The sequence below is a fragment of the Nonomuraea sp. NPDC050451 genome, from assembly GCF_044458585.1.
Genome location: NZ_JBITHZ010000002.1, coordinates 459,382 through 481,877, shown reverse-complemented (window position 1 = coordinate 481,877; position 22,496 = coordinate 459,382). Strand labels below are relative to the sequence as shown.

At 71.4% G+C, this 22,496-nt stretch carries 21 protein-coding genes; 14 read left to right on the top strand and 7 right to left on the bottom strand.

Annotated elements, in window-relative coordinates; translation table 11 throughout:
* Nucleotides 1–13 precede the first annotated feature (13 nt).
* From ACIBI9_RS08225 to ACIBI9_RS08215, 3 genes are read right to left on the bottom strand one after another with little or no spacing between them, the layout of a single operon-like run.
* On the bottom strand, nucleotides 14–1,390 hold the full coding sequence (locus ACIBI9_RS08225; protein WP_397221251.1) for a DUF1116 domain-containing protein: 1,377 nt from the start codon (nucleotides 1,388–1,390) through the stop codon (nucleotides 14–16).
* Nucleotides 1,387–2,727 carry an FdrA family protein gene (locus tag ACIBI9_RS08220; RefSeq protein ID WP_397221250.1) on the bottom strand — a complete coding sequence of 447 codons (1,341 nt, stop codon included), beginning with the start codon at nucleotides 2,725–2,727 and terminating at the stop codon, nucleotides 1,387–1,389. The genes ACIBI9_RS08225 and ACIBI9_RS08220 overlap by 4 nt, the downstream gene beginning before the upstream one ends.
* Nucleotides 2,724–3,578: a DUF2877 domain-containing protein gene (locus ACIBI9_RS08215; protein WP_397221248.1), complete on the bottom strand. Its 855-nt coding sequence runs from the start codon at nucleotides 3,576–3,578 to the stop codon at nucleotides 2,724–2,726. Before ACIBI9_RS08215 ends, ACIBI9_RS08220 begins: the two co-directional genes overlap by 4 nt.
* A gap of 130 nt (nucleotides 3,579–3,708) precedes the next feature.
* Here ACIBI9_RS08215 and ACIBI9_RS08210 point away from each other — a divergent pair, with 130 nt between their 5' ends.
* The 9 genes from ACIBI9_RS08210 to ACIBI9_RS08170 all read left to right on the top strand — a co-directional run bounded on the left by ACIBI9_RS08210 (nucleotide 3,709) and on the right by ACIBI9_RS08170 (nucleotide 12,770).
* Nucleotides 3,709–5,310: a PucR family transcriptional regulator ligand-binding domain-containing protein gene (locus ACIBI9_RS08210; protein ID WP_397221247.1), complete on the top strand. Its 1,602-nt coding sequence runs from the start codon at nucleotides 3,709–3,711 to the stop codon at nucleotides 5,308–5,310.
* Nucleotides 5,311–5,321: 11 nt separating this feature from the next.
* Nucleotides 5,322–5,525, top strand: coding sequence for an RNA-binding S4 domain-containing protein (locus ACIBI9_RS08205; RefSeq protein WP_360712781.1), 204 nt, complete (start codon nucleotides 5,322–5,324; stop codon nucleotides 5,523–5,525).
* Nucleotides 5,526–5,717: 192 nt separating this feature from the next.
* Nucleotides 5,718–7,130: a uracil-xanthine permease family protein gene (locus tag ACIBI9_RS08200; RefSeq protein ID WP_397221245.1), complete on the top strand. Its 1,413-nt coding sequence runs from the start codon at nucleotides 5,718–5,720 to the stop codon at nucleotides 7,128–7,130.
* Nucleotides 7,127–7,957: an FAD binding domain-containing protein gene (locus tag ACIBI9_RS08195; RefSeq protein ID WP_397221244.1), complete on the top strand. Its 831-nt coding sequence runs from the start codon at nucleotides 7,127–7,129 to the stop codon at nucleotides 7,955–7,957. Before ACIBI9_RS08200 ends, ACIBI9_RS08195 begins: the two co-directional genes overlap by 4 nt.
* Complete coding sequence (locus ACIBI9_RS08190) at nucleotides 7,947–8,423, top strand: (2Fe-2S)-binding protein (RefSeq protein ID WP_397221243.1); 477 nt, start codon at nucleotides 7,947–7,949, stop codon at nucleotides 8,421–8,423. Before ACIBI9_RS08195 ends, ACIBI9_RS08190 begins: the two co-directional genes overlap by 11 nt.
* Nucleotides 8,420–10,777 (top strand): aerobic carbon-monoxide dehydrogenase large subunit, encoded by a 2,358-nt coding sequence (gene cutA / locus ACIBI9_RS08185; protein ID WP_397221242.1) that lies wholly within the window; start codon nucleotides 8,420–8,422, stop codon nucleotides 10,775–10,777. The genes ACIBI9_RS08190 and cutA overlap by 4 nt, the downstream gene beginning before the upstream one ends.
* Nucleotides 10,778–10,802: 25 nt before the next feature.
* Nucleotides 10,803–11,810 (top strand): leucine-rich repeat domain-containing protein, encoded by a 1,008-nt coding sequence (locus ACIBI9_RS08180; RefSeq protein ID WP_397221241.1) that lies wholly within the window; start codon nucleotides 10,803–10,805, stop codon nucleotides 11,808–11,810.
* A gap of 67 nt (nucleotides 11,811–11,877) precedes the next feature.
* A complete protein-coding gene (locus ACIBI9_RS08175) occupies nucleotides 11,878–12,300 on the top strand; it encodes a hypothetical protein (RefSeq protein WP_350722606.1) in 423 nt (140 codons plus the stop codon).
* Between the two features lie 50 nt (nucleotides 12,301–12,350).
* Complete coding sequence (locus tag ACIBI9_RS08170; RefSeq protein ID WP_397221240.1) at nucleotides 12,351–12,770, top strand: hypothetical protein; 420 nt, start codon at nucleotides 12,351–12,353, stop codon at nucleotides 12,768–12,770.
* Here ACIBI9_RS08170 and ACIBI9_RS08165 read toward each other — a convergent pair.
* From ACIBI9_RS08165 to ACIBI9_RS08155, 3 genes are all read right to left on the bottom strand, one after another.
* Nucleotides 12,767–15,076 (bottom strand): PQQ-dependent sugar dehydrogenase, encoded by a 2,310-nt coding sequence (locus tag ACIBI9_RS08165; protein ID WP_397221239.1) that lies wholly within the window; start codon nucleotides 15,074–15,076, stop codon nucleotides 12,767–12,769. The two genes, ACIBI9_RS08170 and ACIBI9_RS08165, sit on opposite strands and share 4 nt — an antisense overlap.
* Before the next feature lie 29 nt (nucleotides 15,077–15,105).
* The gene (locus ACIBI9_RS08160; protein ID WP_397221238.1) at nucleotides 15,106–15,810 is read right to left on the bottom strand and encodes a hypothetical protein; all 705 of its coding nucleotides are present in this window, start codon (nucleotides 15,808–15,810) and stop codon (nucleotides 15,106–15,108) included.
* Between the two features lie 115 nt (nucleotides 15,811–15,925).
* On the bottom strand, nucleotides 15,926–16,957 hold the full coding sequence (locus tag ACIBI9_RS08155) for a LacI family DNA-binding transcriptional regulator (protein WP_397221237.1): 1,032 nt from the start codon (nucleotides 16,955–16,957) through the stop codon (nucleotides 15,926–15,928).
* Nucleotides 16,958–17,060: 103 nt separating this feature from the next.
* On the opposite strand from ACIBI9_RS08155, the gene ACIBI9_RS08150 reads away from it, so the two are divergent.
* Genes ACIBI9_RS08150 through ACIBI9_RS08130 form a run of 5 tightly spaced genes read left to right on the top strand, consistent with a single transcriptional unit; the run spans nucleotide 17,061 to nucleotide 21,602 of the window.
* On the top strand, nucleotides 17,061–18,290 hold the full coding sequence (locus tag ACIBI9_RS08150; protein ID WP_397221236.1) for an amino acid ABC transporter substrate-binding protein: 1,230 nt from the start codon (nucleotides 17,061–17,063) through the stop codon (nucleotides 18,288–18,290).
* On the top strand, nucleotides 18,287–19,165 hold the full coding sequence (locus ACIBI9_RS08145; RefSeq protein WP_397221234.1) for a branched-chain amino acid ABC transporter permease: 879 nt from the start codon (nucleotides 18,287–18,289) through the stop codon (nucleotides 19,163–19,165). The genes ACIBI9_RS08150 and ACIBI9_RS08145 overlap by 4 nt, the downstream gene beginning before the upstream one ends.
* On the top strand, nucleotides 19,149–20,138 hold the full coding sequence (locus ACIBI9_RS08140; protein ID WP_397221233.1) for a branched-chain amino acid ABC transporter permease: 990 nt from the start codon (nucleotides 19,149–19,151) through the stop codon (nucleotides 20,136–20,138). The genes ACIBI9_RS08145 and ACIBI9_RS08140 overlap by 17 nt, the downstream gene beginning before the upstream one ends.
* Entirely contained in the window at nucleotides 20,135–20,866 is a 732-nt protein-coding gene (locus tag ACIBI9_RS08135) for an ABC transporter ATP-binding protein (protein ID WP_397221232.1), read from the top strand. Before ACIBI9_RS08140 ends, ACIBI9_RS08135 begins: the two co-directional genes overlap by 4 nt.
* Complete coding sequence (locus ACIBI9_RS08130; RefSeq protein WP_397221231.1) at nucleotides 20,859–21,602, top strand: ABC transporter ATP-binding protein; 744 nt, start codon at nucleotides 20,859–20,861, stop codon at nucleotides 21,600–21,602. The genes ACIBI9_RS08135 and ACIBI9_RS08130 overlap by 8 nt, the downstream gene beginning before the upstream one ends.
* Here the strand turns inward: ACIBI9_RS08130 and cydB are convergent.
* Nucleotides 21,589–22,485, bottom strand: coding sequence for a cytochrome d ubiquinol oxidase subunit II (gene cydB / locus ACIBI9_RS08125; protein WP_397221230.1), 897 nt, complete (start codon nucleotides 22,483–22,485; stop codon nucleotides 21,589–21,591). The genes ACIBI9_RS08130 and cydB overlap by 14 nt on opposite strands.
* Nucleotides 22,486–22,496: the final 11 nt, after the last annotated feature.

The following is a 22,496-nucleotide window of genomic DNA, read 5'->3' as shown; positions in this document are numbered from 1 at the left end:
GAAATATCACCATTCAGATGGCTTGTTCCGCCAATGCGATCAATGCAGTAGTGAATGCCTCTACAGGGGGTTTGACCAGGCCTGCTCCTACTTGACCGGTTCCTGCGACGCGGCCCGCGATACCGGTGTTGACCATGGGCAGCAGGCCCGTTCTCGCGACGAGAGTCACATCGATGCCGACCGGCGTGCCGCGGAAGCCGAGCCCCGGAATCTGGTAGGCGGGGTGCTCGGCGAGCGTGATCTCGTACATGGAACGGGTGGCCCGCACCGCGTCGGACACCTCGCCGCCCACGAACCGCACGATGGCCGGCGCCGCCGCCATCGCGAACCCGCCCAAGCCCGACGTCTCCGTGATCGTGGAGTCGCCGATGTCCGGGTTCGCGTCGTCCGGCCCATACGAGCCGAGGTAGAGCCCGTCGGGCACGCCGGCTGGCCCCGTGAACCACCGGCCGCCCAGCCCCGAGACCTGGACGCCGAAGTCGGTGCCGTTCCTGGCCATGGCGACGACCATGGACGAGCCGGGCACGTCACGGGCCGCGTCCGTGCTGACCTTGGCGGCGGCCATGCCGGCGTTCAGGAAGAAGTGGTCGTTGCCGTTGATGAAGCGCAGCACCTCCGCGGCCGCGCCCGGGGCTGCCTCGACCACGGACGGGGCCAGCTCGCGCAGAAGGAGCGAGGTGGCGGCGCGGTTGCGGTTGTGCAGCTCGTCGCCCATCTGCAGGGCCTGCGCCATCAGCGAGCGCAGGTCGATCGGCCCCGTGCGCTCCAGCGTCGCCGCCAGTGCGGGGCCGAGCACCGCGTCCATCCAGCGCAGCCGCTCCAGCACCTCGGGCCCGTAGGCGCCGTACCGGAGCACCTTGCCCAGGCCCTCGTTCAGCGAGCAGTACGCGGTGCCGCCGTGCTCGTCGTCGCGCACCTCGAACAGCCACATGGACGGGCTCACCACGCCCGCCATCGGGCCCACCGTGGCGTGCTCGTGGCACGGCCGCAGCGCGATCTCGCCCGCCGCCAGCCTGCGCCCGGCCTCGTGCTCGTCGCCCGCCAGGCCCTCCAGCAGCATCGCGCCGATCAGCGCGCCGCGCATCGGGCCCGACGCGCGCTCCCACGTGATGGGCGGGCCCGCGTGCAGGAACGTGCCCGCCGCCAGCACCTCCGAGGCCCGCCGCACCCCCACCAGGTGCGGGCGGGCAGAGGTCAGCCGGCTCACTGCCAGCTCGTTGGCGGCCTGCCTGCGCGGGTCGGCGAGCACCGCGGACAGGGCCTCGGCGGTGCCGGGCAGCGGCGGGCGCCAGGACACCGGCGTCGTCTCGACGGCCTGCGCCCTGAGCGCCTCGTCGAGCAGGCCCGCGCCCACCGTGATGACGCGGGACGGGACGGACAGCGAGCTCATACGAGGCTCCTGGCGTGCCGGGCGGCCTGGGCGTTGGAGGTGAAGACGGCCGCGCCCGCCTCGCGGAAGGCGGCGGCCTGGCGGTGCAGGTCCTGGGGGTCGCCTTCGGTGCCGATGAGCGCGATCACGACGGTGGCGGGGGTGCGGGCGACGGCGTGCGCGAGCGAGGCGGCCGGGTCGGGGTCGGCGCCGTGGCCGAGTACGACGTCCATGAGCACCAGGTCCGTCTCCTGGGCGCGGGCCAGCGCCTCGACGCGCAGGGTCGGGTCGATCATGGGATGCGCCCTGCCCCTGGTGTAGGCGTCGTCGCCGTAGTCGACGAAGTCGCCCTTGCCGGCCACCAGCTCGGCCTCGGTGCTGAGCGTCCCGCCGGAATAGACACCTTTGATGGCCTTGGCCCGGCTCTGCTTGCCCGACCACGCGGGCCAGGAGGGCCACTCGGGCACCGGCCGGCCGAGCGCGCGCAGGGCCCGCTCGGTCGCCTCCGTCAGGTCGGACTCGGGGAGCAGCGCGGGGACGACCGGCGTGCGCAGGCGTCCCACGGCTTCCCGCACGGTCTCCGCCACCTCGGGGGACGGCGGCTTGGAGATGAGCACGATCAGCTCGGTGGCCGGGTCCTCGTCCAGCATGCGCAGGGCCCGCAGCGTGGACAGGCCGCCCACCTCGGCCGACAGGTCCCTGCCGCCCACGCCGAGCACGTGGCTGATGCCGGTGCCGGCCCAGTCGAGCAGGGACGTCACCTGCTGGGCCCCGGTGCCGGACGCGGCCACCACGCCGACGGGGCCGGGGGTGAGGACGTTCGCGAAGCCGAGGCCGACGCCGCCGATCACGGCGGTGCCGCAGTCGGGGCCCATCACGAGGACGTCCGCGGCCTCCGCGAGCTCCTTGAGCCGACGTTCCTGGGCCAGGGGGACGCCGTCACTGAAGATCATGACGGGGAGCCCGGCCTGGACCGCGTCCAGCGCCTCGGCGAAGGCGTGCTCGCCCGGCGTGGAGACCAGCACCAGATCGGCCGGGGTACCGGTGGCCGAGCGGGTGGTCAGCGGGGGCTGGTCGGCCGTGGCCGCCTCCGGGCGGCGGAAGGTCGCGAGCTGCCGGTCGGCCTCCTCGACGGCCGCGCCGGCGTCGCGGGCGCGTACGGCTATCAGGAGGTCGCCGGGGCCGGCCTGCGGGACGGTGAAGCCCAGGTCGCGGAGGACGGCGAGGTTGAGCTCGGTGGCCATGGCGACCATGGCGGCCTCTACGCCCGACATTTCAGTCAGCGCCCGACTTATGCGCATCAGGGAGATGGAGTCGACGTACGCGCCCTTCCGAACCAGCACCGTGTCGGCGCTCATCGCGGCCTGCCCAGCGTGAGGACGGCGGTCACGCCGATGGCGACGCCCTGGGCCAGGTCGGAGCCCGAGGTGTGGCCGAGGCTGTGGAGGCGGCGCAGGGCCGGTTCGAGGGCCTGCGCGCCCGTGATGCCGCGCAGCACCGCGGTCACCTCGGGGCTGGACTCGCCCCTGGCCGCGCAGTGCAGGAGCGTGGCCGAAATGGGCGTCGTACGCGTCCTCGCGTCGAACGTCACGGTCGCCGCCAGCCAGTCGGCCAGCCAGACCGCCCGCTCCGCCCCGGCCGCCGCGCCCAGGTGCCGCAGCGTCACCAGCAGGCCCGCCAGGACGTCGTCGCCGCTCGGCGTCAGGCCGGGCCCCAGGCCCATGAGCTGCTCGGCCGCCGTCACCGCTCCCAGCAGCCAGCCCTTCGCGCAGCTGTCGGCCAGCAGCTCGACGGCGCCGTTCCCGGCCAGCCCCGGCTGCGGCGGGTCGCCGAAGCGGGCGGCGGCCTGTTCGAGCCGGGCCCGATCGATCCGGCCCAGCGGCGGGGCCGGGTCCCACCAGCGGCGCACACTCAGGCTCAGCGGGCCCAGCTCGATGTTGCGGTCGCCCACAGAGGCGTCGTCACCGACCGTGACACTGGGCAGCGGGCCCGCCAGCAGCACGGAGTTGGGCAGCCGGGTGGCCGCGCCCGTGATGACGGCGATCACCGAAGGCTCCAGGTCCGTCCTGACCTCGAGATACACCCCCGCCGGGAACGCGGCGAGAACCCGGGCGGGGCGGCGCGGCGACTCCAGGACGGGGCGTACCGCCGTGCTGGCCGCGCCCGTGACGTGGATGCGCGTACGCCTCGCATGAGTACTGACGGTCACCGGACCTCCCATCCGACCTTGGACCTGACCGTAAAACGCGCCGGGAACCCTCCGTACGGGTAAATTTGCCAACAGTCAGCGGGAAGGTTGGCTCTTCCTGACAGACGGCTTCTGGGGTCACAATCTCCACATGGAGCCCCCCGTCCGTCTCGCCAGCACCGGGACGATCATTCACGGTGTTTCCGTCGGAGAGGTGCTCGGCGTCTCCACCCTCGCCGAGGCCAGGCTGATCGCGGGGGAGAGCGGGCTGGGCCGCATCGTGCAGCGGCTGAACGTCATGGAAGTCCCCGACATCCTGGCCTGGGTCAAGCCGCACGAGCTGCTGCTGACCACCGGCTACCCGCTGCGCAACACGCCGCAGTCGCTCGGCCGGCTGGTCGCCGACCTGGACGAGCGCGGACTGTCGGCGCTGGCGATCAAGCTCGGCCGGTATGTGGACGAGTTGCCCGACGAGATGGTCGAGCAGGCCGACCGGCTCGGCTTCCCGCTCATCCTGCTGCCTAACGACGTCGGGTTCGACGACATCCTCAACCAGGTGCTGACCGACATCCTCAACCGCCAGGCCGCCGTGCTCGCCCGCGCCGAGGAGGCGCACCGGGCGCTGGTGCAGGTGGTGCTGGCCGGCGGCGGGCTCAACGAGGTGGCCGCCGAGGTGGCCCAGCTGCTCGACGTGTCGGTGGCGGCCGTGGACGGCTCGGGCCGCGTGCTGGCCACCGCCGGGCCCGCCGAGCACGTGGCCGTCCTGCGCGAGTCGATCTCCCAGGAGGGCCCGCCCCGTACGCCCGCCTCGGGGCGCGCGCGGTCGTTCGCCTCGGTGCCCGTGCTGGCCGGGGGCCACCACCACGGGAGGATCGTCGCCTACAGCCCGTCCGGGACGATCCGCGACAGCGACGTCGGCATCCTCGAACGCGCCGCCACCGTGGCCGCGCTGGTCGTCACCCGGCAGGAGGCGGTCAACGCCGTCGAGAGCAAGTACCGCGCCGACTTCCTGCGCGACGTGCTCACCGGCCGGGCGGGCACGGCGGAGCGGATCACGGCCAGGGCGCGGGCGTTCGGGTGGGACCTGGCGCGGCCGGTGACCGTACTGGTGGCCGAGCTGGACCCGGACGGCGACGAGCGCAGCGCGCAGGACCGGCTGGTGGCGTGCTGGACGGCGGCGATGCGCCGGCACGACCCGCGCGGTGCGGTGGCGGGGTTCTCGCACGAGGTGGTGGCCGTGGTGGACGCCTCGATCGACGCGACCCGGGTCGCCAAGGACGCGGCCTCGGCCTTCGCCGACGTGCCGCCCGCGACGTTCTCGACCGGCACCTCCCGGCCCAGCCCGGGGGCGGAGACGCTGCCGGAGGCGTACTCGCAGGCGCTGAAGGCGGCCCGGGTGGGCCGCCAGCTGCACGGGCCCGGCGCCGTCGCCCATTTCGACCAGCTCGGCGTCTACCGGCTGCTGTCCCTGGTCAACGACACGGACGAGCTGCACGCCTTCGTACGCGAGACGCTCGGCCCGCTGGCCTCCGACGCCGACGCCGAGAACGCCGACCTGCGCCGCACCCTGCAGGTGCTCCTGGAGACCAACATGAACGTGGCCGAGACGGCGCGGCGCCTCCACTTCCACTACAACACCCTGCGCTACCGGATCGGGAAGCTGGAGCGCCTGCTCGGCAACTTCACCGACGACCCGCACCTGCGCCTCAACCTGACCCTGGCCCTGCACGTGCTGCGGATGCGCGGCATCTAGGGTTGGGGGTTGTGGATTTCGAACTTCGCTCCGAGTACATCCCGCTGTGCGACCTGCTGAAGTACTGCGGGATCACGGAGACGGGCGGCATGGCCAAGCACCTGATCGCCGAGGGGCTGGTGCTGGTGGACGGCGAGGTGGAGCTGCGCAAGCGCGCCAAGATCCGCTCGGGGCAGGTGGTCAGCGGGGAGGGGTTCTCCATCCGGGTGGAGTAGCGCGGACGTCTTGGGCGGGCCGGCAGAAGAAGAGGCGATCCGATCCGCACAGTGAAACGGATCGCGTGTGCGCGAGGTTTTCACTGGCCCTGCGCGTAGATTTGGCAGATCATGCCCGTGTAGGAGCGTTACGGCGGGCCTAATGTGCCCGCAACGGAACGTGTCGCCGGCCCAGTACAAGAGGGGCTCTCCATGGCTTTGGGATGGACCAAACACGGTGACGGCAAGCACCTGGCGCCCGGAGAGGTGGTCAGGCCCGACGAGCGGCTGAGCTGGCCCAGGATGGTGGGCTTCGGGGCGCAGCACGTGATCGCGATGTTCGGCGCGACGTTCGTCTTCCCCCTGGTGATGGGGCTGGACCCGAACGTCGCCGTGATGATGTCAGGCGTCGCGACGATCCTGTTCCTGCTGATCGTGAAGGGGAAGGTGCCCAGCTACCTCGGCACCAGCGCGTCCTTCGTCGGCGGGGTGCTGGCCATCAGGGCCGCCTGGGGCGGTGACACGGCGGGGGCGGACGCGATCGTGACCGGCGCGATCCTGGTCGCCGGGTTCGTGCTGGCGCTGGCCGGGCTGGCCATCCACTTCCTCGGTGTGGAGATCATCCACCGCGTCTTCCCGCCCGTGGTCACGGGGGCGGTCGTCATGCTGATCGGGTTCGGGCTGGCGTACGTGGTGGCGGACGTCTACTGGCCGCAGGACCACTGGGTCGCGCTCATCACCATGCTGGTCACGTTCGTGGTGATCGTGCTGTTCAAGGGGTTCGTCGGCCGGATCGGGGTGCTGGTCGGGCTGGTCGCGGGGTTCGTGCTGTCGTGGGTGCTGGACAGGACCGCCGGGCCCGTCACGTCCGTGCTGCCCGGCGCCAACCTGCGCGACGCGGCGGGCGCGAGCTGCCCGGCCGAGGGGACGTACTGCGTGGCCACGGCCTTCCCGCACGACCGGGTGAACTTCGACTCCGTGGCGTCGGCGCCCTGGTTCGGGGTGCCGAACTTCCACGCCCCCGACTTCAAGACCTCCGCCGTGCTGCTGGTGCTGCCCGCCGTCATCGCGCTCATCGCCGAGAACATCGGGCACGTCAAGGCCGTCGGCGAGATGACCGGGGCGGACGTGGACCCGTACGTGGGCCGGGCGGTGACGGCCGACGGCGTGGGCACCATGGTCGCCAGCGCGGTCGGCGGCTCGCCCACCACCACGTACGCCGAGAACATCGGCGTCATGGCGGCCACCAAGGTCTACTCGACCGCCGCCTACTACATCGCCGCGCTCATCGCCATCCTGTTCGGGCTCTGTCCCAAGTTCGGCGCGCTGGTCGCCGCGACCCCGGGCGGCGTGCTGGGCGGGGTCACCGTCATCCTGTACGGGATGATCGGCCTCCTCGGCGCCAAGATCTGGATCGAGAACCGCGTCGACTTCTCCGATCCCGTCAACATGGTTCCGATCGGCGCGGGCATCATCCTGGCCATCGGACCCGTGAACCACTTCATCGGCGGCGACTTCACCCTTGAGGGGATCGCGCTCGGCACCATCGTGGTGCTGGGCGGATACCACCTGCTGCGGGCCATCGCCGGACGGCCCGCCCGGCCGGTCGGGAGCGAGGCCGGGTGAAACCGCCCCCGTTCGAGTACCACGCCCCCCGCGACCTCGACGAGGCGCTCAGGACCCTCGCGGAGGTACGCGGGAAGGTGCTGGCCGGAGGGCAGAGCCTGATCCCCATGCTCAACATGCGGCTGGCCGCTCCCGAGCATCTCGTCGACATCAACCGCGTCCAAGGGCTGGCGGTCATGGAGGCGGCGCCGGACGGTGTCCGGGTGGGGGCGGCGGTCCGGCACTCGCAGGCCGAGCGGGCCGGGGCGCATCCGCTGCTGAGCCGGGCGCTGCGGCTGGTCGCCCATCCGGTGATCCGCAACCGGGGGACCGTGGTGGGCAGCCTCGTGCACGCCGACCCGGCCGCCGAGCTGCCCGCCGTGCTGGCCGTCCTGGGCGGCTCCGTACGGGTGGCCCGCTGGCAGGGGCAGGTACGCGACGTGGGCGCGGAGGAGTTCTTCGTCGGGCCCATGGAGTCGGCGGTCCAGCCGGGCGAGCTGGCCGTGTCGGCATATTTCCCGGCATTGGGTCCGCGTACCGGGGCAGCTTTCGAGGAGGTGGCCCGGCGGCACGGCGACTACGCCCTGGCCGGCGTCTGCGCCGTCGTCACGCTCGACGAGGACGGCCGCGTCGAGGCGGCCAGGCTCGCCTGCATCGGCGTCGGCCACGTGCCGGTCGTCGTGGACGTGACGGAGAGCCCCGCGGACGCGGCGCGGATCGTACGCGACCGGGTCGAACCCGAGGGCGACATCCACGCCTCGGCCGCCTACCGCCGCCACCTCGTGGGCGTGCTGGCCGAGCGGGCCGTGCGGAACGCGACCAGGGAGGCACAGGATCGTGGAGCATGAGATCACGCTCGTCGTGAACGGCACGGCCAGGCGGGTCAGCGTGCCCGCCCGCCGCCTGCTGTCCGACTGCCTGCGCCACGACCTCGGCCTGACCGGCACCCACGTCGGCTGCGAGCACGGCGTCTGCGGCTGCTGCACCGTGCTGCTCGACGGGGAGCCGATCCGGTCGTGCCTGACGTTCGCGGTCAGCGTGGACGGGTCCGAGGTCACCACGGTCGAGGGGCTGGGTGCCGCGGACACGTTGTCGCCTGTGCAGAAGGCTTTTGCCGAGTGTCATGGACTGCAGTGCGGGTTCTGCACGCCGGGGTTCCTGTGCACGGTGACCGCCCTGCTGCGGGACAACCCCGCCCCCACGGACGAGGAGGTGCTGGAGGGCATCTCGGGCAACCTGTGCCGGTGCACCGGCTACCAGAACATCGTCAAGGCCGTCCACCGGGCAGCCGAGCTGCTGGCGGAGGAAGCATGACGACGAGGCTGTTCGGGGAGCCCGTGCAGCGGCGGGAGGACCCCAGGCTGCTCACCGGCCGGGGCCGCTACCTCGACGACCTCGGCCCCGACGCGCTGGCCGCCGCGTTCGTGCGCTCGCCGCACGCGCACGCCCGCATCCGCGACATCGACGTGGACCCCGCGCTCGACGTCGAAGGGCTCGTCGCCATCTACACCTGGGAGGACCTGCCCGAACGGGTCGGCCGGCCGCTGCCGCTGCTGATCCCGCACCCGGCGCTCACCCACGGGCGCACCGCGTACCCGCTGGCCAGGGACGTCGTCAGGCACGTCGGCGAGCCGGTGGTCATGGTCGTGGCAAGGGACAGGTACGCCGCCGAGGACGCCTGCGCGCTGATCGAGGTCGACTACGAGCTCCTCAAGCCGGTCGTCGGCCTGGAGGAGGCCGTGCAGGGCGCCCAGCTCGTGCACGAGGACGTGCCGGGGAACGTCGGCGCGCACCTCGTCCAGGAGGTCGCGGGGACGGACGGGCGCGGCGCGCGGGAGGCGATCGAGACCGCGCCGCACACGCTGGCCTTCCGGCTCGACATCGAGCGCAGCGCCAGCATGCCGCTGGAGGGGCGCGGCGTGTACGCCCGGTGGGACGGCCGGGACCTGCGCGTCTACTCCAGCACCCAGACCTCCACCAGCGTCCGCATGGCCGTCGCCGCCGCGCTGGAGCTGCCGCTGCCGCAGGTCGAGGTGATCGCGCCCGACGTGGGCGGCGGCTTCGGGGTGAAGATCGTGCACCCGTGGCCCGAGGAGGTGCTGGTGCCGTGGGCGGCCATGACGCTCGGGCGCGAGATCAAGTGGACGGAGGACCGCAGGGAGCACTTCATCTCCTCGGCCCACGAGCGCGGCCAGGTCCAGTACGTACGGGTCGGCTTCGACGACGACGGCCGCGTGCTCGGCCTGGACGTGACGATCCTGCACGACCACGGCGCCTACACGCCCTACGGGATCATCGTGCCGATCGTCACCTCGACGCAGCTCCTGGGGCCGTACAAGATCGGGGCGTACCGGGTCGAGTTCACCGCCGTCTACACCAACACCGTGCAGGTCACGCCCTACCGGGGAGCCGGCAGGCCGCAGGGCGTGTTCTGCATGGAGCGGACCATGGACAAGATCGCCCGATACCTGGGCAAGGACCGTACCGAGGTACGCGAGGTCAACTTCATCGGGCCCGACGAGTTCCCGTACGACCAGGGGATGACGTTCCAGGACGGCCGGCCGCTGATCTACGACAGCGGCGACTACCCCGAGATGCTGCGCATGGTCAAGGAGCTGATCGGCTGGGACTCCTTCGAGGCGCGGCCCGGCAGGGGGATCGGCGTCGGGTGCTACGTCGAGGGCACCGGCGTGGGGCCGTACGAGGGCGGGCACGTCCAGGTAACCTCCGACGGGCGGGTGCACGTGTCCACCGGGCTCACCTCGCAGGGGCAGGGACACGAGACGGCCTTCGCGCAGATCGCGGCCACCGAGCTGGGCGTGCCCATCGAGCGGGTGAGCGTGGTCACCGGCGACACCCGCAGGTTCGGCTACGCCGTGGGCACGTTCGCCTCGCGGGCGGCCGTCGTCAGCGGCAACGCCATCGCGCTGGCCTGCAGGAAAGTACGCGAGAAGGCGCTGCGGATCGCCGCCGACGCGCTGGAGGCCGACCCGGCCGACCTGGAGATCACCGACGGCATGGTGCACGTGGCCGGCACGCCGAGCGCGTCCGTCCCGCTGTCCACGGTGGCGGTGCTGGCCAACCCGCTGCGCTACGCGTTCGACGACGAGACGGCCAAGGCCACCCAGTTCTCCGGCACCGCGTCGCCCGACCGGCCGCCGGTCGCCGAGGGCGAGGAGCCGGGGCTGGAGGGACGCGACTACTACTCGCCGATCAGGTCCACGTTCGCCTCGGGCATGCACGCGGCGATCGTCGAGACCGACCCGGACACGGCCGAGATCAAGGTGGTGCGTTACGCCGTCGTGCACGACTGCGGCCGGCTGATCAATCCGATGATCGTGGAGGGCCAGATCCACGGGGGAGTGGCGCAGGGCATCGGCGGGGCGCTCTACGAGCGCATGGTGTACGACTCGCACGGCCAGCTCGTCAACGCCTCCTTCATGGACTTCCTCATGCCGTACGTCACGGAGATCCCCCACGTCGAGACCGCCCACCTGGAGACGCCGTCGCCGCTCAACCCGCTCGGCGTCAAGGGCGCGGGCGAGGCCGGCGTGATCCCCGTCTCCGCGGTCATCGCCTCGGCCATCGAGGACGCCGAGGGCATCGCGATCGACCGCATGCCCATCTCCCCGTCCGAGCTCTTCCACCTGCGCGCCGCCGAACGATGACCAGCGCTGTGCGATGATCGGCGCCATGCGTGCGCCCGCCTCCGGTCTGACCGAATTCCCCGCCGTTCCCGCCGACGTCCGCCTGATCGACCTGGCCTGGAACGACATCGCCGAGGTGCCCGCCTGGGTGGCCGGGCTCAGCGCGCTGGAGGAGCTCAGGCTCGACGGCAACCGGCTGCGCTCGCTGCCCGACCTGTCGGGGCTTACCGCGCTGCGCGCGCTGCACCTGGACGGCAACGAGCTGACGTCCTTCCCCGGCTGCCCTCCGGGCCTGGAGGTGCTCTTCCTGTACGGCAACCGCGTCGGCGCGATCCCCGACCGGCTGAGCCCCGCCCTGCGGCACGTCGCGGCGGGCGGCAACGGGCTGACCGGCGTGCCCGGCTCGCTCTGGAAGCTGACCGGCCTCGAATCCCTCAACCTCGCCGAGAACGCGCTCACCGAGGTCCCGGCCGCGATCGGCGGGCTGACCCGGCTGCGCATGCTGGACCTCGGGCACAACCGGCTCACCTCCATCCCGCCCGAGCTGGGCGACCTCGACCTGACCGACTACCTCTACCTGAGCGACAACCGGTTCACCGAGGTGCCGGAGGCGATCGGGCGGCTGGACCGGCTCGCCTACCTCAACCTCACCGACAACCGGCTCACCCGGCTGCCCGAGTCGCTGGGGCGGATGGCCGCGCTGGTGGAGCTGCGGCTCTACAACAACCGGCTGGAGTCGCTGCCCGAGGCCATCGGCGGCCTGGCCGGGCTGCGGGAGCTGCACGCCCAAGGCAACCGGCTGACGCGGCTGCCCGCGTCCGTCGCCGAGCTGGGCGAGCTGCGCGTGCTCGACCTGCGCAACAACCGGATCCGCGAGCTGCCGGACCGCCTGCCGCCCGGGCTCAGACACCTCGATCTGCGCAACAACCGGCTGCGTGAGCTGCCCGCGAACCTGCCCCCGCTGGAGAAGCTCGACCTGCGGTGGAACAAGCTCGACGGCGAGCCGGAGGTGCTGCGACGGCTCGGCGATCAGGGCTGCGTCATCCTGCGCTGATGAAATCGCTCCGGTTTTAGGCTGATTCGGGGTGAACCGGGGTTATCGAGGGTGCGTACCTCCGCACATGACGACATTTCCACGTCTGGCCGCTTTCGCGCTGCTGGCCGGACTGGTCGCCGGATGCTCCTCAGGGGGCTGGGGCGACTACGTCGCAGCGGGCGAAACGCAGAAACCAGCGGCAATCCTCACCGTCGAGCAACTCTCCGCCAAGGTCGGCTGCAAGCCGAAGATGCAGGTCGAGGCCTCCGACCTCCGCACCGGCTACTGCAAGACCAAGGCCGGCCAGTTCTTCGTCAACACGTTCGCCAGCGAGAAGCTCAAGGACGAGTGGATGGACCGGGCGCCGGAGTACAACCCGCACCTGGTCGGCCCGCAATGGACCGTCCTGGGCCCGCTCCCGGTGCTGGAGCAGCTGAAGGAGCCGCTCAGCGGCGATCTGCATCTGATGGACCACAGGGTCTCCCAGACGCCGGCGCCACCGAAGTAACCGATCGGTATGGGGTGAACCGGGGCTGGTGGGCCCGCGTACCTTCGCACATGACGACACTTCCACGTCTGGCCGCTTTCGCGCTGCTGGCCGGACTGGTCGCCGGATGCTCCGCAGGGAGCGCGGGCGGCTATGTCGCAGCAGCCGGAAAGCAGGGCCACGCCGCCCCCCTCACCGTCGAGCAGCTCTCGGCCAAGGTCGGCTGCAAGCCGAAGATGCAGGTCAACGCGGCCGAGATCCGCACCGGCTACTGCAAGACCCCCGATGGCGAGTTCTTCGTCACGACCTTCAGGACCCAGGCGGGCAAGGACGCCTGGATGGACGCCGCCCCCGAGTACAACCCCCACCTGGTCGGCAACCTCTGGACCGTGCTGTCCAGTCGCAAGGTGCTCGACCTGCTGAAGGAGCGGCTCGGCGGCGACCTCCACCTCACCGATCACCGTACGAAGCAGATGAAGACCATCGGCTAGCGGGTCCTGACCAGCTCGTACTGGGCCCAGACCTCGGCCGGGGCCGCGACCCTGTCCAGGAACATCAGGCCGTCCATCCGGCAGTCGCAGGGGTTCTGCTCCCTGGTGTTCTGCGGATAGCTCCCGCCGATCTTGATGCCTCTCGGGTCCGTCGCCGAGGTGACGTCCGGCTCGGGGTCCCCTTCGACGCCCCACGGGTCGCCGGTGACCGAGTAGAACCCGTCGAGCGGGCGGCCGTTCCTGTAGAGCTTCATCGTCCCCGTGTCGAAGTCGAACGTCGCGGCCAGGAAAACCCACTGGTCGCGCGGCAGCACCTCGCGCCAGGGCTTGTTCGCGGCGAACGTCTGGGAGGCGCTGCCGTCCACGCGCCGGGCGAGCGCGACGACCCGCAGCTCGCCGTTCACCGTGATGAGCTCCAGGAGCGCGCGGACGTCGTGTCCCTGGGAGTTGCCGCTGAGCACCCCGGCCAGGCCGATCGCGTTGAAGAAGTCGGCCGGGTCCTCGGTGTTGGAGTTGGGCGCCGGGCCGTCGCCCAGCATCTTGAACCAGCCCATGACGGTCACGCCCTTGACGGCGTTGAACGCGCGCAGCGTCGGCACGCCGTCCGCGCCGTAGACGCCGGCCTTCCAGTCGTCGTTGCCGGTCGTGGCCGGGTCGACCTGGCGGGTCTGCAGCGCGTACGTGCTGCCCCGGTAGGCCCTGTCGGCCACGCGCATGGCGGCGCCGCCGTTGACCAGCGTGATGTTCGTGCCGGACAGGCCCTGGTCCCGCTCCTTGGCCGGGTCGGCGGCCAGCGGGTGCTCGAAGTCGTAGGCGGCCACCAGGTGGTCACGCAGGGTCGGCAGCACGTCCGGCAGGGTCCAGCCGGCCTTGGTGATCTTCCAGATCTTGCCGTTCGCCTTGGACAGCACGTAGAGCTCGCCCGCGCCGTCCTGGCCGAAGCGCAGGTCCACACGGGTGCTGCCGGCCAGGTCCTGCATGGTCAGCTGCTTGCCGGACGTGTCCACCAGCCGCGGCTTGTGGATCGTGGCCCGGCGGCCGGTGCGCTCGTTCATCTCGGCGGCGACGGTGAAGAAGACCTGGCCGTCCACGATGTCGCCGAACAGGTACTTGCCGTACAGCAGCGGCAGCTTCTGCCCGCGGTAGACGAACCCGCCGGTGACGGCGTGGCCGCTGTCGGAGGTGCAGGAGTGTCCGGGCGGCGGGTCGTGGTCGTAGGCGGCCACCGGGTACGTGTAGCCGTACTGCGGGTCGTCGTCCGGCAGCGTGTAGAGGTGGCAGCGGTCGGCCTTGTTGAACACGAACGCGCCCTCGCGCTCGCTCCAGCCCAGGTTGTCGCCGGCGCCGACGTCGTAGATGGCCTCGATGGCGTGCTCGCCGATGTGGCCGAGGAACAGCCGGTTGCCGGCCTGCGGGTCCCAGCTGAAGCGGTGCGGGTCGCGCATGCCGTAGGCGTAGATCTCGCCGAGCTTGCCGGCCTGGCCGGTGAACGGGTTCGCGGCGGGGATGCCGTACCTGCCGTTGGCGCTGTTCGTGCCGGCCGGGTCGATCCTGAGGATCTTGCCCTGCGGGATGGCCAGGTTCTGCGGGTCGTCGCTGGACGAGCCGCGGCCGCCGTCACCGGCGGCGACGTACAGCAGGCCGTAGTCCTTGTCGCCCCTGCGGGCCGTCGGGTTGAAGTCGATCTGCTGGATGCCGTGGATCTGGCCGCTGAAGCCGAGCCGCAGCACCTCTCTGCGGGTGCCGGCGAAGATGTTCGCCTTCGGGTCGGTGGCCGTCCACTCGGTGATGACGCCGTGGAACCTGGTGCCGGGCTGCGGCGTCAGGTCGGGCGTCTTCGTGGTCAGCGCGCCGCCCCACTCGGTGTGGACGGTGTAGAACCTGCCGTTACCGGCGAACTCGGGATGGAAGGCGGCGAAGCCGAATCCGCTGCCCAGGCCGCGCCCGGAGACGAAGTCGGGCGCGAAGGCGGCGCCGACGTCCAGGTACTCGCGCGGCCGGCCCTTGTCGAGGAAGTAGAGCTTGCCGTTGAGATCGTTGACGAACAGGCGGCGCGAGCCGTCGGGGAGCTCGGCCAGGTAGTTGATCCGGGCCCAGCGGACCAGGCGGCTGTCGACCGGATCGGGAGTCGTCTCCGTCTTCGGGAACGAGGCGAACTCCTCCAGCGTCAGCGTCAGCCCCGAGGCGGCGGGCTTCTCGGGGATGGGGTCGTCGACGGGGGTCGGGTCGGCCTGCGCGGCTGCCGGTGGCGCGCACAACGCGGTCACCAGCACCGCGGCGATCAGGCACCGGAGGGGTTTCGGCATACCTGCTCACCACCAGGGGAGTCGGGGGGCTATTGATCGGCGCTGTCGCAGGCCGGGGTGCCCTTGACGGTCATGTCGCGCATCCTGCCGATGTTGTCGAACGAGCCGAAGCCGACCCGGCCCGACGCGAACGTGCGGTCGGTGGCCGTGATCAGCGGCGTGGTGGCGCCGTCCATGTAGACCGCGATGCGGCCGGTCTCGGCGCAGTGGGTGACGCGGACGCGGTGCCACTCCGTGTCGGTGACCGCGGGCGGCGCGCCCACCTGGCCGTTCCACTGGTCGTCGATGCGCAGCCGGTCCGCATTGTTGACGACGAAGATCCCGTTGTGCGGGTAGATGGTGTTGTCCTGCGAGAGGTGGACGTAGTAGAACTCCGTGTCCGACCGGTAGCCGAACACGATGATCACGTCGCGGTTGCTGACGCTGGTCGGGGTGTCCAGGCGGACCTGCGCGTCGATCCGCACCGAGCCGAATTCGGGGCCCGTCTTCAGCACCGCGTACTCGAAGGGCCGCCGCGGGCCCGGGCGGGCGACGCCGGCCTCGGCGAGGATCACCTGGTCGCCGGGGAACTGCCACTTGCCGGGCGTCACGGGCGCCCAGTTGCGCCCGTCGTTGACGTGCTTCACCTTGGCGTGGCCGGGGCGGCAGTCAGGTGCCGCTGTGGCGGCCTGCGCGGGCATCGGTATGGCCAGCGCGAGCATGGCCGTCAGGACGAGGGTGCGAAAGGCTGACATCCGGGATCCTCTCGCCGGGTGTGCTTTCGTAAGCGCTTCCGAAAGCGCTTTCTCGGGACTTCCAGCGGATCTTAACCCGGGGTACCAGGCTGTCAAGGGGCCCGGTGAACTGCGGTCAAGGCGGCGGTGGGGCCGTGGAGGCGCGTACGACCAGCTCGTGCGAGGTGCGGCGGCGGCGCGGGCGCGAGGCGGGCGGCTTGAGAACTAGCTCAAGCGCTTGCTTGCCCATCTCGACCATGGGCAGCCGGATCGTGGTGAGCGCCGGATAGACGTCGCGCGCCACCGGCACGTCGTCGAACCCGGCCACCGAGATCTCCTCGGGCACCCTGCGCCCGTTGTTGAGCAGCCACGACAGCGCGCCCACCGCCATGGGGTCGTTGAGCGCGACCACCGCCGTCAGGTCGGGGTGGGCCCGCATCAGCCGGGCCGTGGCCGCCGCGCCGCCCTCCCTGGTGAAGTCGCCGTGCACGACGGGGAACGAACGCCAGTCGAGCCCGGCCGCGGCGAGCGCCGCCCGCAGCCCGGCCAGCCGGTCCTCGACCGTGGTGAGGTTGGCCGGGCCGCCGAGCACGCCGAGGCGGCGGTGGCCCAGGTCGAGCAGGTGGTGCATGAGCGTGGAGCCGCCGGCCGCGTTGTCGGGCAGCACGGCGTCCACCGGCAGGTGGTGGCGGCCGATGACGGCCACCCGGCCGCCCGCCGCCGTGAACGAGCGCACCTCGGTGGCGATGTCGGCCTCGGTCCCCGCCTCGACGTAGCCGGATCCGGCCAGCACGATCGAGGTCACGCGGTGGGCGCGCAACGCCCGGACCCTGGCCAGCTCGGCACGCGGGTCGCGCTCGGTCTGGCTGATGAGCGCCATGTAGCCGCGGCTCTCGGTCTCGCGCAGCACGCCCCTGGCGATCTCGCCGAAGTAGGGGTCGCCGACGTCGTGCACGATCAGCCCGACCATGGACGCCTGCCCGCCGGCCAGGGCCCGCGCGTGGCTGTTGGGCACGTAGCCGACCTGGGACGCGACCGCCTGGACATGGGCGGCGACCTCGGCGCTCACGCCGGTGCTGCCCGTCAGGGCCCGGGAGGCCGTGGCCAGCGAGACCCCCGCGGCCTTGGCCACGTCGACGAGGCGGGGCGGATGAGGTCGCTCGGTCATGCGCTGCGAACCCCCCTTGTCCGGGGCTGAATCCCGTGTAATCGTAACCGAAAGCGCTTACGTAAGCGCTTTCGCGGCGCCTCTTCTGACGGGGGTCTCCTCGATGGCAAGAGTTCTCAAGAGCCTGACGATCACCTCGATTTGCGCTTTAGCCCTGACCGCCTGCGCCAAGACCGACGAGCCGGGGACGGCTCAACCGGCGGGACAGCAGCAGGGTCCAGTCAAGATCGGCATCTCCCTACCGCTCACAGGCGACTTCGCCGAGCCCGGCAACGGCATCAAGGACGGCTACCAGGTCTGGGCAGACCAGGTGAACGCCAAGGGCGGCCTGCTGGGCAGGAAGGTCGAGCTGATCTTCCGCGACGACGCCTCCGACCCCAACCGGGTCAGCTCCGACTACGAGTCGCTCATCACCCAGGACAAGGTCAACCTGGTCTTCGGGCCGTTCTCGTCGCGGCTGGTGATCCCCGCGGCGAAGGTCGCGGAGTCGTACAACATGCTGTTCGTGGAGCCGGCCGGGGCCGCCAAGGAGGTCTTCGAGCAGGGCTTCAAGCGGCTGTTCTACGCGGCGCCCGCGATCGCCGGTGACCACTACAACTACCTGGCCGACTACATCATCAAGCTGCCGGCCGACAAGCGGCCGAAGACGGCGGCGTACGCGAGCCTGGACGACCCGTTCGCGCAGGGCACCGCGTACGGGCTGCGGGACAAGCTGGCCGCGGCCGGCATCAAGACGGTCGTGGACGAGGTCTACCCGCCCGAGACCACCGACTTCTCGCCCATCGCCGCCAAGATCGCCGCGGCCAAGCCGGACATCGTGGTGGGCGGCACGCAGTTCGAGGACTCCGTGGGCCTGGTGCGCGCGCTGCAGGAGCTGAAGGTGCAGCCCAAGCTGGCGGCCTTCTCGACCGGGCCGACGGAGCCGGAGTTTCCCGCCGCGGTGAAGGGGGCGGCCGAGAACATCATCTCGCCCGTGGGCTGGTCGGCCACGGCCACCTTCACCGGCAACCAGGAGATGATCAAACGCCACAAGGAGATGTTCAAGGGCGAGGCGAACGAGGACACCGCCAACGGCTTCACCGTCGGCCAGGTCGTCGAGGCCGCCGTGAACGCCGTCAAGTGCGTCGACGCCACCAAGGAGTGCCAGGACAAGCTGGCCGACCACATCAGGCAGGGCACGTTCGACACCGTCGTCGGCAAGCTCTCCTTCGACGACCAGGGCAGGCCCGAGCAGGCGCACATGATCCAGCAGTACGTCGGCGGAAAGGTCGAGATCGTGCTTCCCGAGCAGGCCAAGACGGCCGACCTCGTCTACCCGAAGAAGGACTGGTGAGCCTGCTCCTGCAGGGGCTGGCCCTGGGCGTGCTGACCGGCGGCCTCTACGCGCTGCTGGCCTCCGGCCTGTCGCTGTACTTCGGGGTGATGCGGGTGGTCATGGTGGCCCACCCGGCGTTCCTGTTCCTGGCCGCCTACCTGACCTACACCCTGCACACGGCGCTCGGCGTGGACCCGTTCCTGGCGCTGCCCGTCACCGTGCCGCTCTTCTTCGCGCTGGGCGTGGCGGTGCAGCGGCTGCTCATCGCGCGGCTGCCGGCGGACAACCTGGCGATGATGTCGGTGCTGCTGACGTTCGGGATCGCGCTGACGATCGAGGGGCTGCTCGGGACGATCTACACCGGCTCCTACAAGTCGGTCAGCATGGGGTACGCGACCAAGTCGCTGACGATCGGCGGCGTGCACCTCCCGTACGACAAGATCATCGCCTTCTTCGTGGCGGCGCTCACCCTCGCGGTGCTGTTCGCGGTGCTGATCAAGAGCCGGTTCGGGCAGGCGCTGCGGGCCACCATCCAGCACCGGGAGGCGGCCAGGCTCGTCGGCATCCAGACGGAGCGCGTCGCCGGGTACGGCTTCGGCGTCGGCCTGGCCACCGCGGCCGTCGGCGGCACCGTGCTCGCGCTCATCACGCCGTTCTTCCCCGCCTCGCACTGGGTGTGGATCGGCAAGCTCATGGCCATCATCGTGGTCGGGGGGCTGGGGAGCGTGGTCGGCGCGGCGCTGGCGGCCGTCATGCTCGGCGTGGTCGAGGGCCTCGTGCTGGTGACCGTGGACGCCACCTGGGCCACGATGATGTTCTACGTCTTCCTCTTCCTGACGCTGCTCGCGCGCCCCCAGGGGTTCTTCGGAGGCCGGCTTGCGCATCGCTTCTAGAGGGATCCCGCTGCTGGTCGCCTGCCTGGCGCTCGCCTACCCGTGGCTGGTCCCCAACTACTACCTCGTGTACGCGGGCGCGCTGACCGTCATGTACGCGGCCATGTCCACGTCCTGGAACCTGCTGGGCGGTTTCACCGGATACGTCTCCCTCGGCCACTCGGCGTTCTTCGGCCTCGGCGCGTACGGGACCGGCCTGCTCGTCGTGCGCCTGGGCGTGCCGTGGGTCGCGGCGCTGCTGGTGTCGGCGGTCGCCGTGACGGTGTTCGCCGTGTTCGTCGGCGTCGCGGCCGTGCGGGTGCGCGGCGCGTCGTTCGTGATCGTGTCGATCGCGCTCGTGTCGATGATGAACCTCGTCGTGCAGGGCTGGCGCTCGCTCACCGGCGGGTCCACCGGGCTGCAGGTCCCCTCGCCCTTCCCCGACCTGCACCGGGGGCAGACGCACATCGTGTTCTTCTACCTGTTCCTGGCGCTGCTCGGGCTCGCGCTGCTGTCCTGGTGGTACGTCTCGCGCTCCCGGTTCGGCGCCGGCCTGCGGGCGATCAGGGAGGACGAGGACAAGGCCGAGTCCCTGGGGGTGCCGACGGGGGCGTACAAGGTGACGGCCTTCGCCCTGTCGGCCCTGTTCGTGTCGCTCGCCGGCGGGCTCTACGCGGTCTGGTTCGGCAGCCTCGACCCGATCTTCGTCTTCTCCATCCTGATCGGGTCGTACATGGTGCTGATGAGCCTGCTCGGCGGGGTCAGGCACCTGTTCGGGCCCCTGCTCGGGGCCCTCATCGTGGCCCCGGCGGGCGAGTACTTCCTGATCGCGTTGGGCGAGACGCAGATCCACCTGACCGCCACGGGCCTGCTGCTCGTGCTGGTCGTGCTGTTCATGCCGGACGGCATCCTCGCCCGGCTCACGAGGAGACGCGCCGGGCCCTCCATCCCGGACGAGACGGCCGAACAGCGGCTTCAGGGGGTGGCCCGATGAGCTCGTTGCGCACCGAGGGACTGACCAGGTCGTTCGGCGGGGTGCTCGCCGTGGACGGGGCGAGCGTCGAGCTGCAGGAGGGCAGGATCAACGGCCTGATCGGCCCCAACGGCTCCGGCAAGACCACGTTCTTCAACATCGTCACCGGCATGATCAAGCCGGACTCCGGCCGGGTGTTCTACCGCGACCGCGACATCACCCGCCACTCGCCGCACCGCGTCGCGCACGCCGGCATCGGGCGCACCTTCCAGCTCTGCCGCGTCTTCCCGCGCCTGACCGTGCTGGAGAACATGCTGGTCGCCGTCCGCCGCACCCGCCTGCGCGAGCTGCTGGCCGGGCTGCGGGACCAGGGCGAGGTCGAGCGGGCCCGGCACTGGCTGCGGCGCATGGGCATCGAGCACCTGGAGGACGCCGAGGCCCGCGACCTGTCCTACGGCCAGCAGAAGCTGCTGGAGCTGGCCGCCGTCCTCATGGCCGAGCCCGAGCTGGTGCTGCTGGACGAGCCGGCGGGCGGGGTCAACCCGGCGCTGATCGACCGGATCGTCTCGCTCGTGCGCGACCTCAACGCGGAGGGCCGTACGTTCCTCGTCGTCGAGCACAACATGGACATGGTGATGGGCATGTGCGACCACGTGATCGTCTTCGACCGGGGAGGGCCCATCGCGGCCGGCCCGCCCGCCGAGGTGCGGGACGACCCGCGCGTGCTGGAGGCGTACCTCGGTGTCTGAGACCGTCCTGGCGCTGGAAGACGTCGAGGCAGGCTACGGCAGGGCGGCGCCGGTGCTGCGCGGCCTGACCGTCACCGTGCGCGCCGGCGAGGTCGTCTGCCTGGTGGGGCCGAACGGCGCGGGCAAGTCCACCGCGCTCAAGGTCGCCAGCGGGCTGCTCGCACCCCGGTCGGGGCGGGTCCTGCTGGCCGGCCAGGACGTGACGGGCCTGTCGCCGCAGCGCCTGCTCGGGCTCGGGCTCGCCCACGTGCTGCAGGGGCACAGCGTGTTCCGCGAGATGACCGTGGCCGAGAACGTGCGGCTCGGCGGTTTCACCGTGCGCGACTCCGCGAAGCTCCAGGCCCGGATGGAGGCGGTCAAGGAGCTGTTCCCCGTGGTGGGCGAGCGGTGGGGAAGCATGGCCGGGCTGCTGTCGGGCGGGCAGCAGAAGCAGGTGGAGTTCGCGCGGGCGCTCATGCTGGCGCCCTCCGTGGTGCTGCTGGACGAGCCGTCGATGGGCCTCGACCCGCGCAACACGCAGGTGGTCTTCGACCAGATCGACCTGATGCGCCGCACGGGCGTCGCGGTGCTGCTGGTGGAGCAGAACGCGCGCAGGGCGCTGGAGATGGCCGACGTCGGGTGCGTGCTCGACCTCGGCCGTGTCCACATCTCCGGCCCCGCCCGCGAGCTGGCCGCCGATCCCCGCCTCGGCCGCCTCTACCTCGGCGGCGCCCCCTTGCCACCTAGCCGTGCGTGAGGAGGGTGCCCTCCACCCGGACGCGCTTCCTGAACACCCAGTACGTCCAACCCTGGTAGACCAGCACGAACGGGAGCGCGATCAGGCCGATCCAGCTCAGCATCGTCAGCGTGTACGGCCCGGAGGCCGCCTCCGCCAGCGTCAGGCCGGGGAACGGGCGCAGGCGCAGCTCCATGAAGACCGCCAGGGTCGACAGCACGATCGCCGCCGCCGTGGCCGCGAAGGCCCAGCCCTCGCGGCGGCGCCAGATCAGCGCCGTGGCCGCCGCCAGCGCCGCCATGGCGGCCAGCGCGGGGAACGTGCCCAGGCTCGACAGGGCGGCCACGGCCACCGGGACGGCCACGCCGCTGGCGGCCATCGCCACGACGCGGGCGCGGCGGCGCACCGGGCCCGTGGTCTTGAGCGCCAGGAAGACGGCGCCGTGCAGGGCGGACACCGCCAGCGAGAACGCGCCCCCCAGCAGGGCGGCCGGCACGCTGTCGAACAGCAGGTCGGCGAAGACCGCCCCCCACAGGAACGCCGGGAGCGCGCTGCCCACCACGATGCCCAGGTCGCACCAGCGCGGGTCGCTCACCTTGCCGCGCCACTCCAGGCCGACGCCGCGCACGATCAGGCCGACCAGGACGAGGGTCACCGGCAGGTAGAAGGCGCTGAACACGCCCGCGTACCAGGCGGGGAACGCGGCGAACATGGCGCCGACGGCGGTGATCAGCCACACCTCGTTGCCGTCCCACACCGGGCCGATGGTCTGCAGGCTCTGCCGCTGCTCGCCGGGGTTGCGGCTGACGAGCGGGGCCAGCATGCCCACGCCGAAGTCGAAGCCCTCCAGCACGAAGTAGCCCGTCCAGAGGAAGGCGATGATGACGAACCACAACTCGATCATTGTCTGCTCCC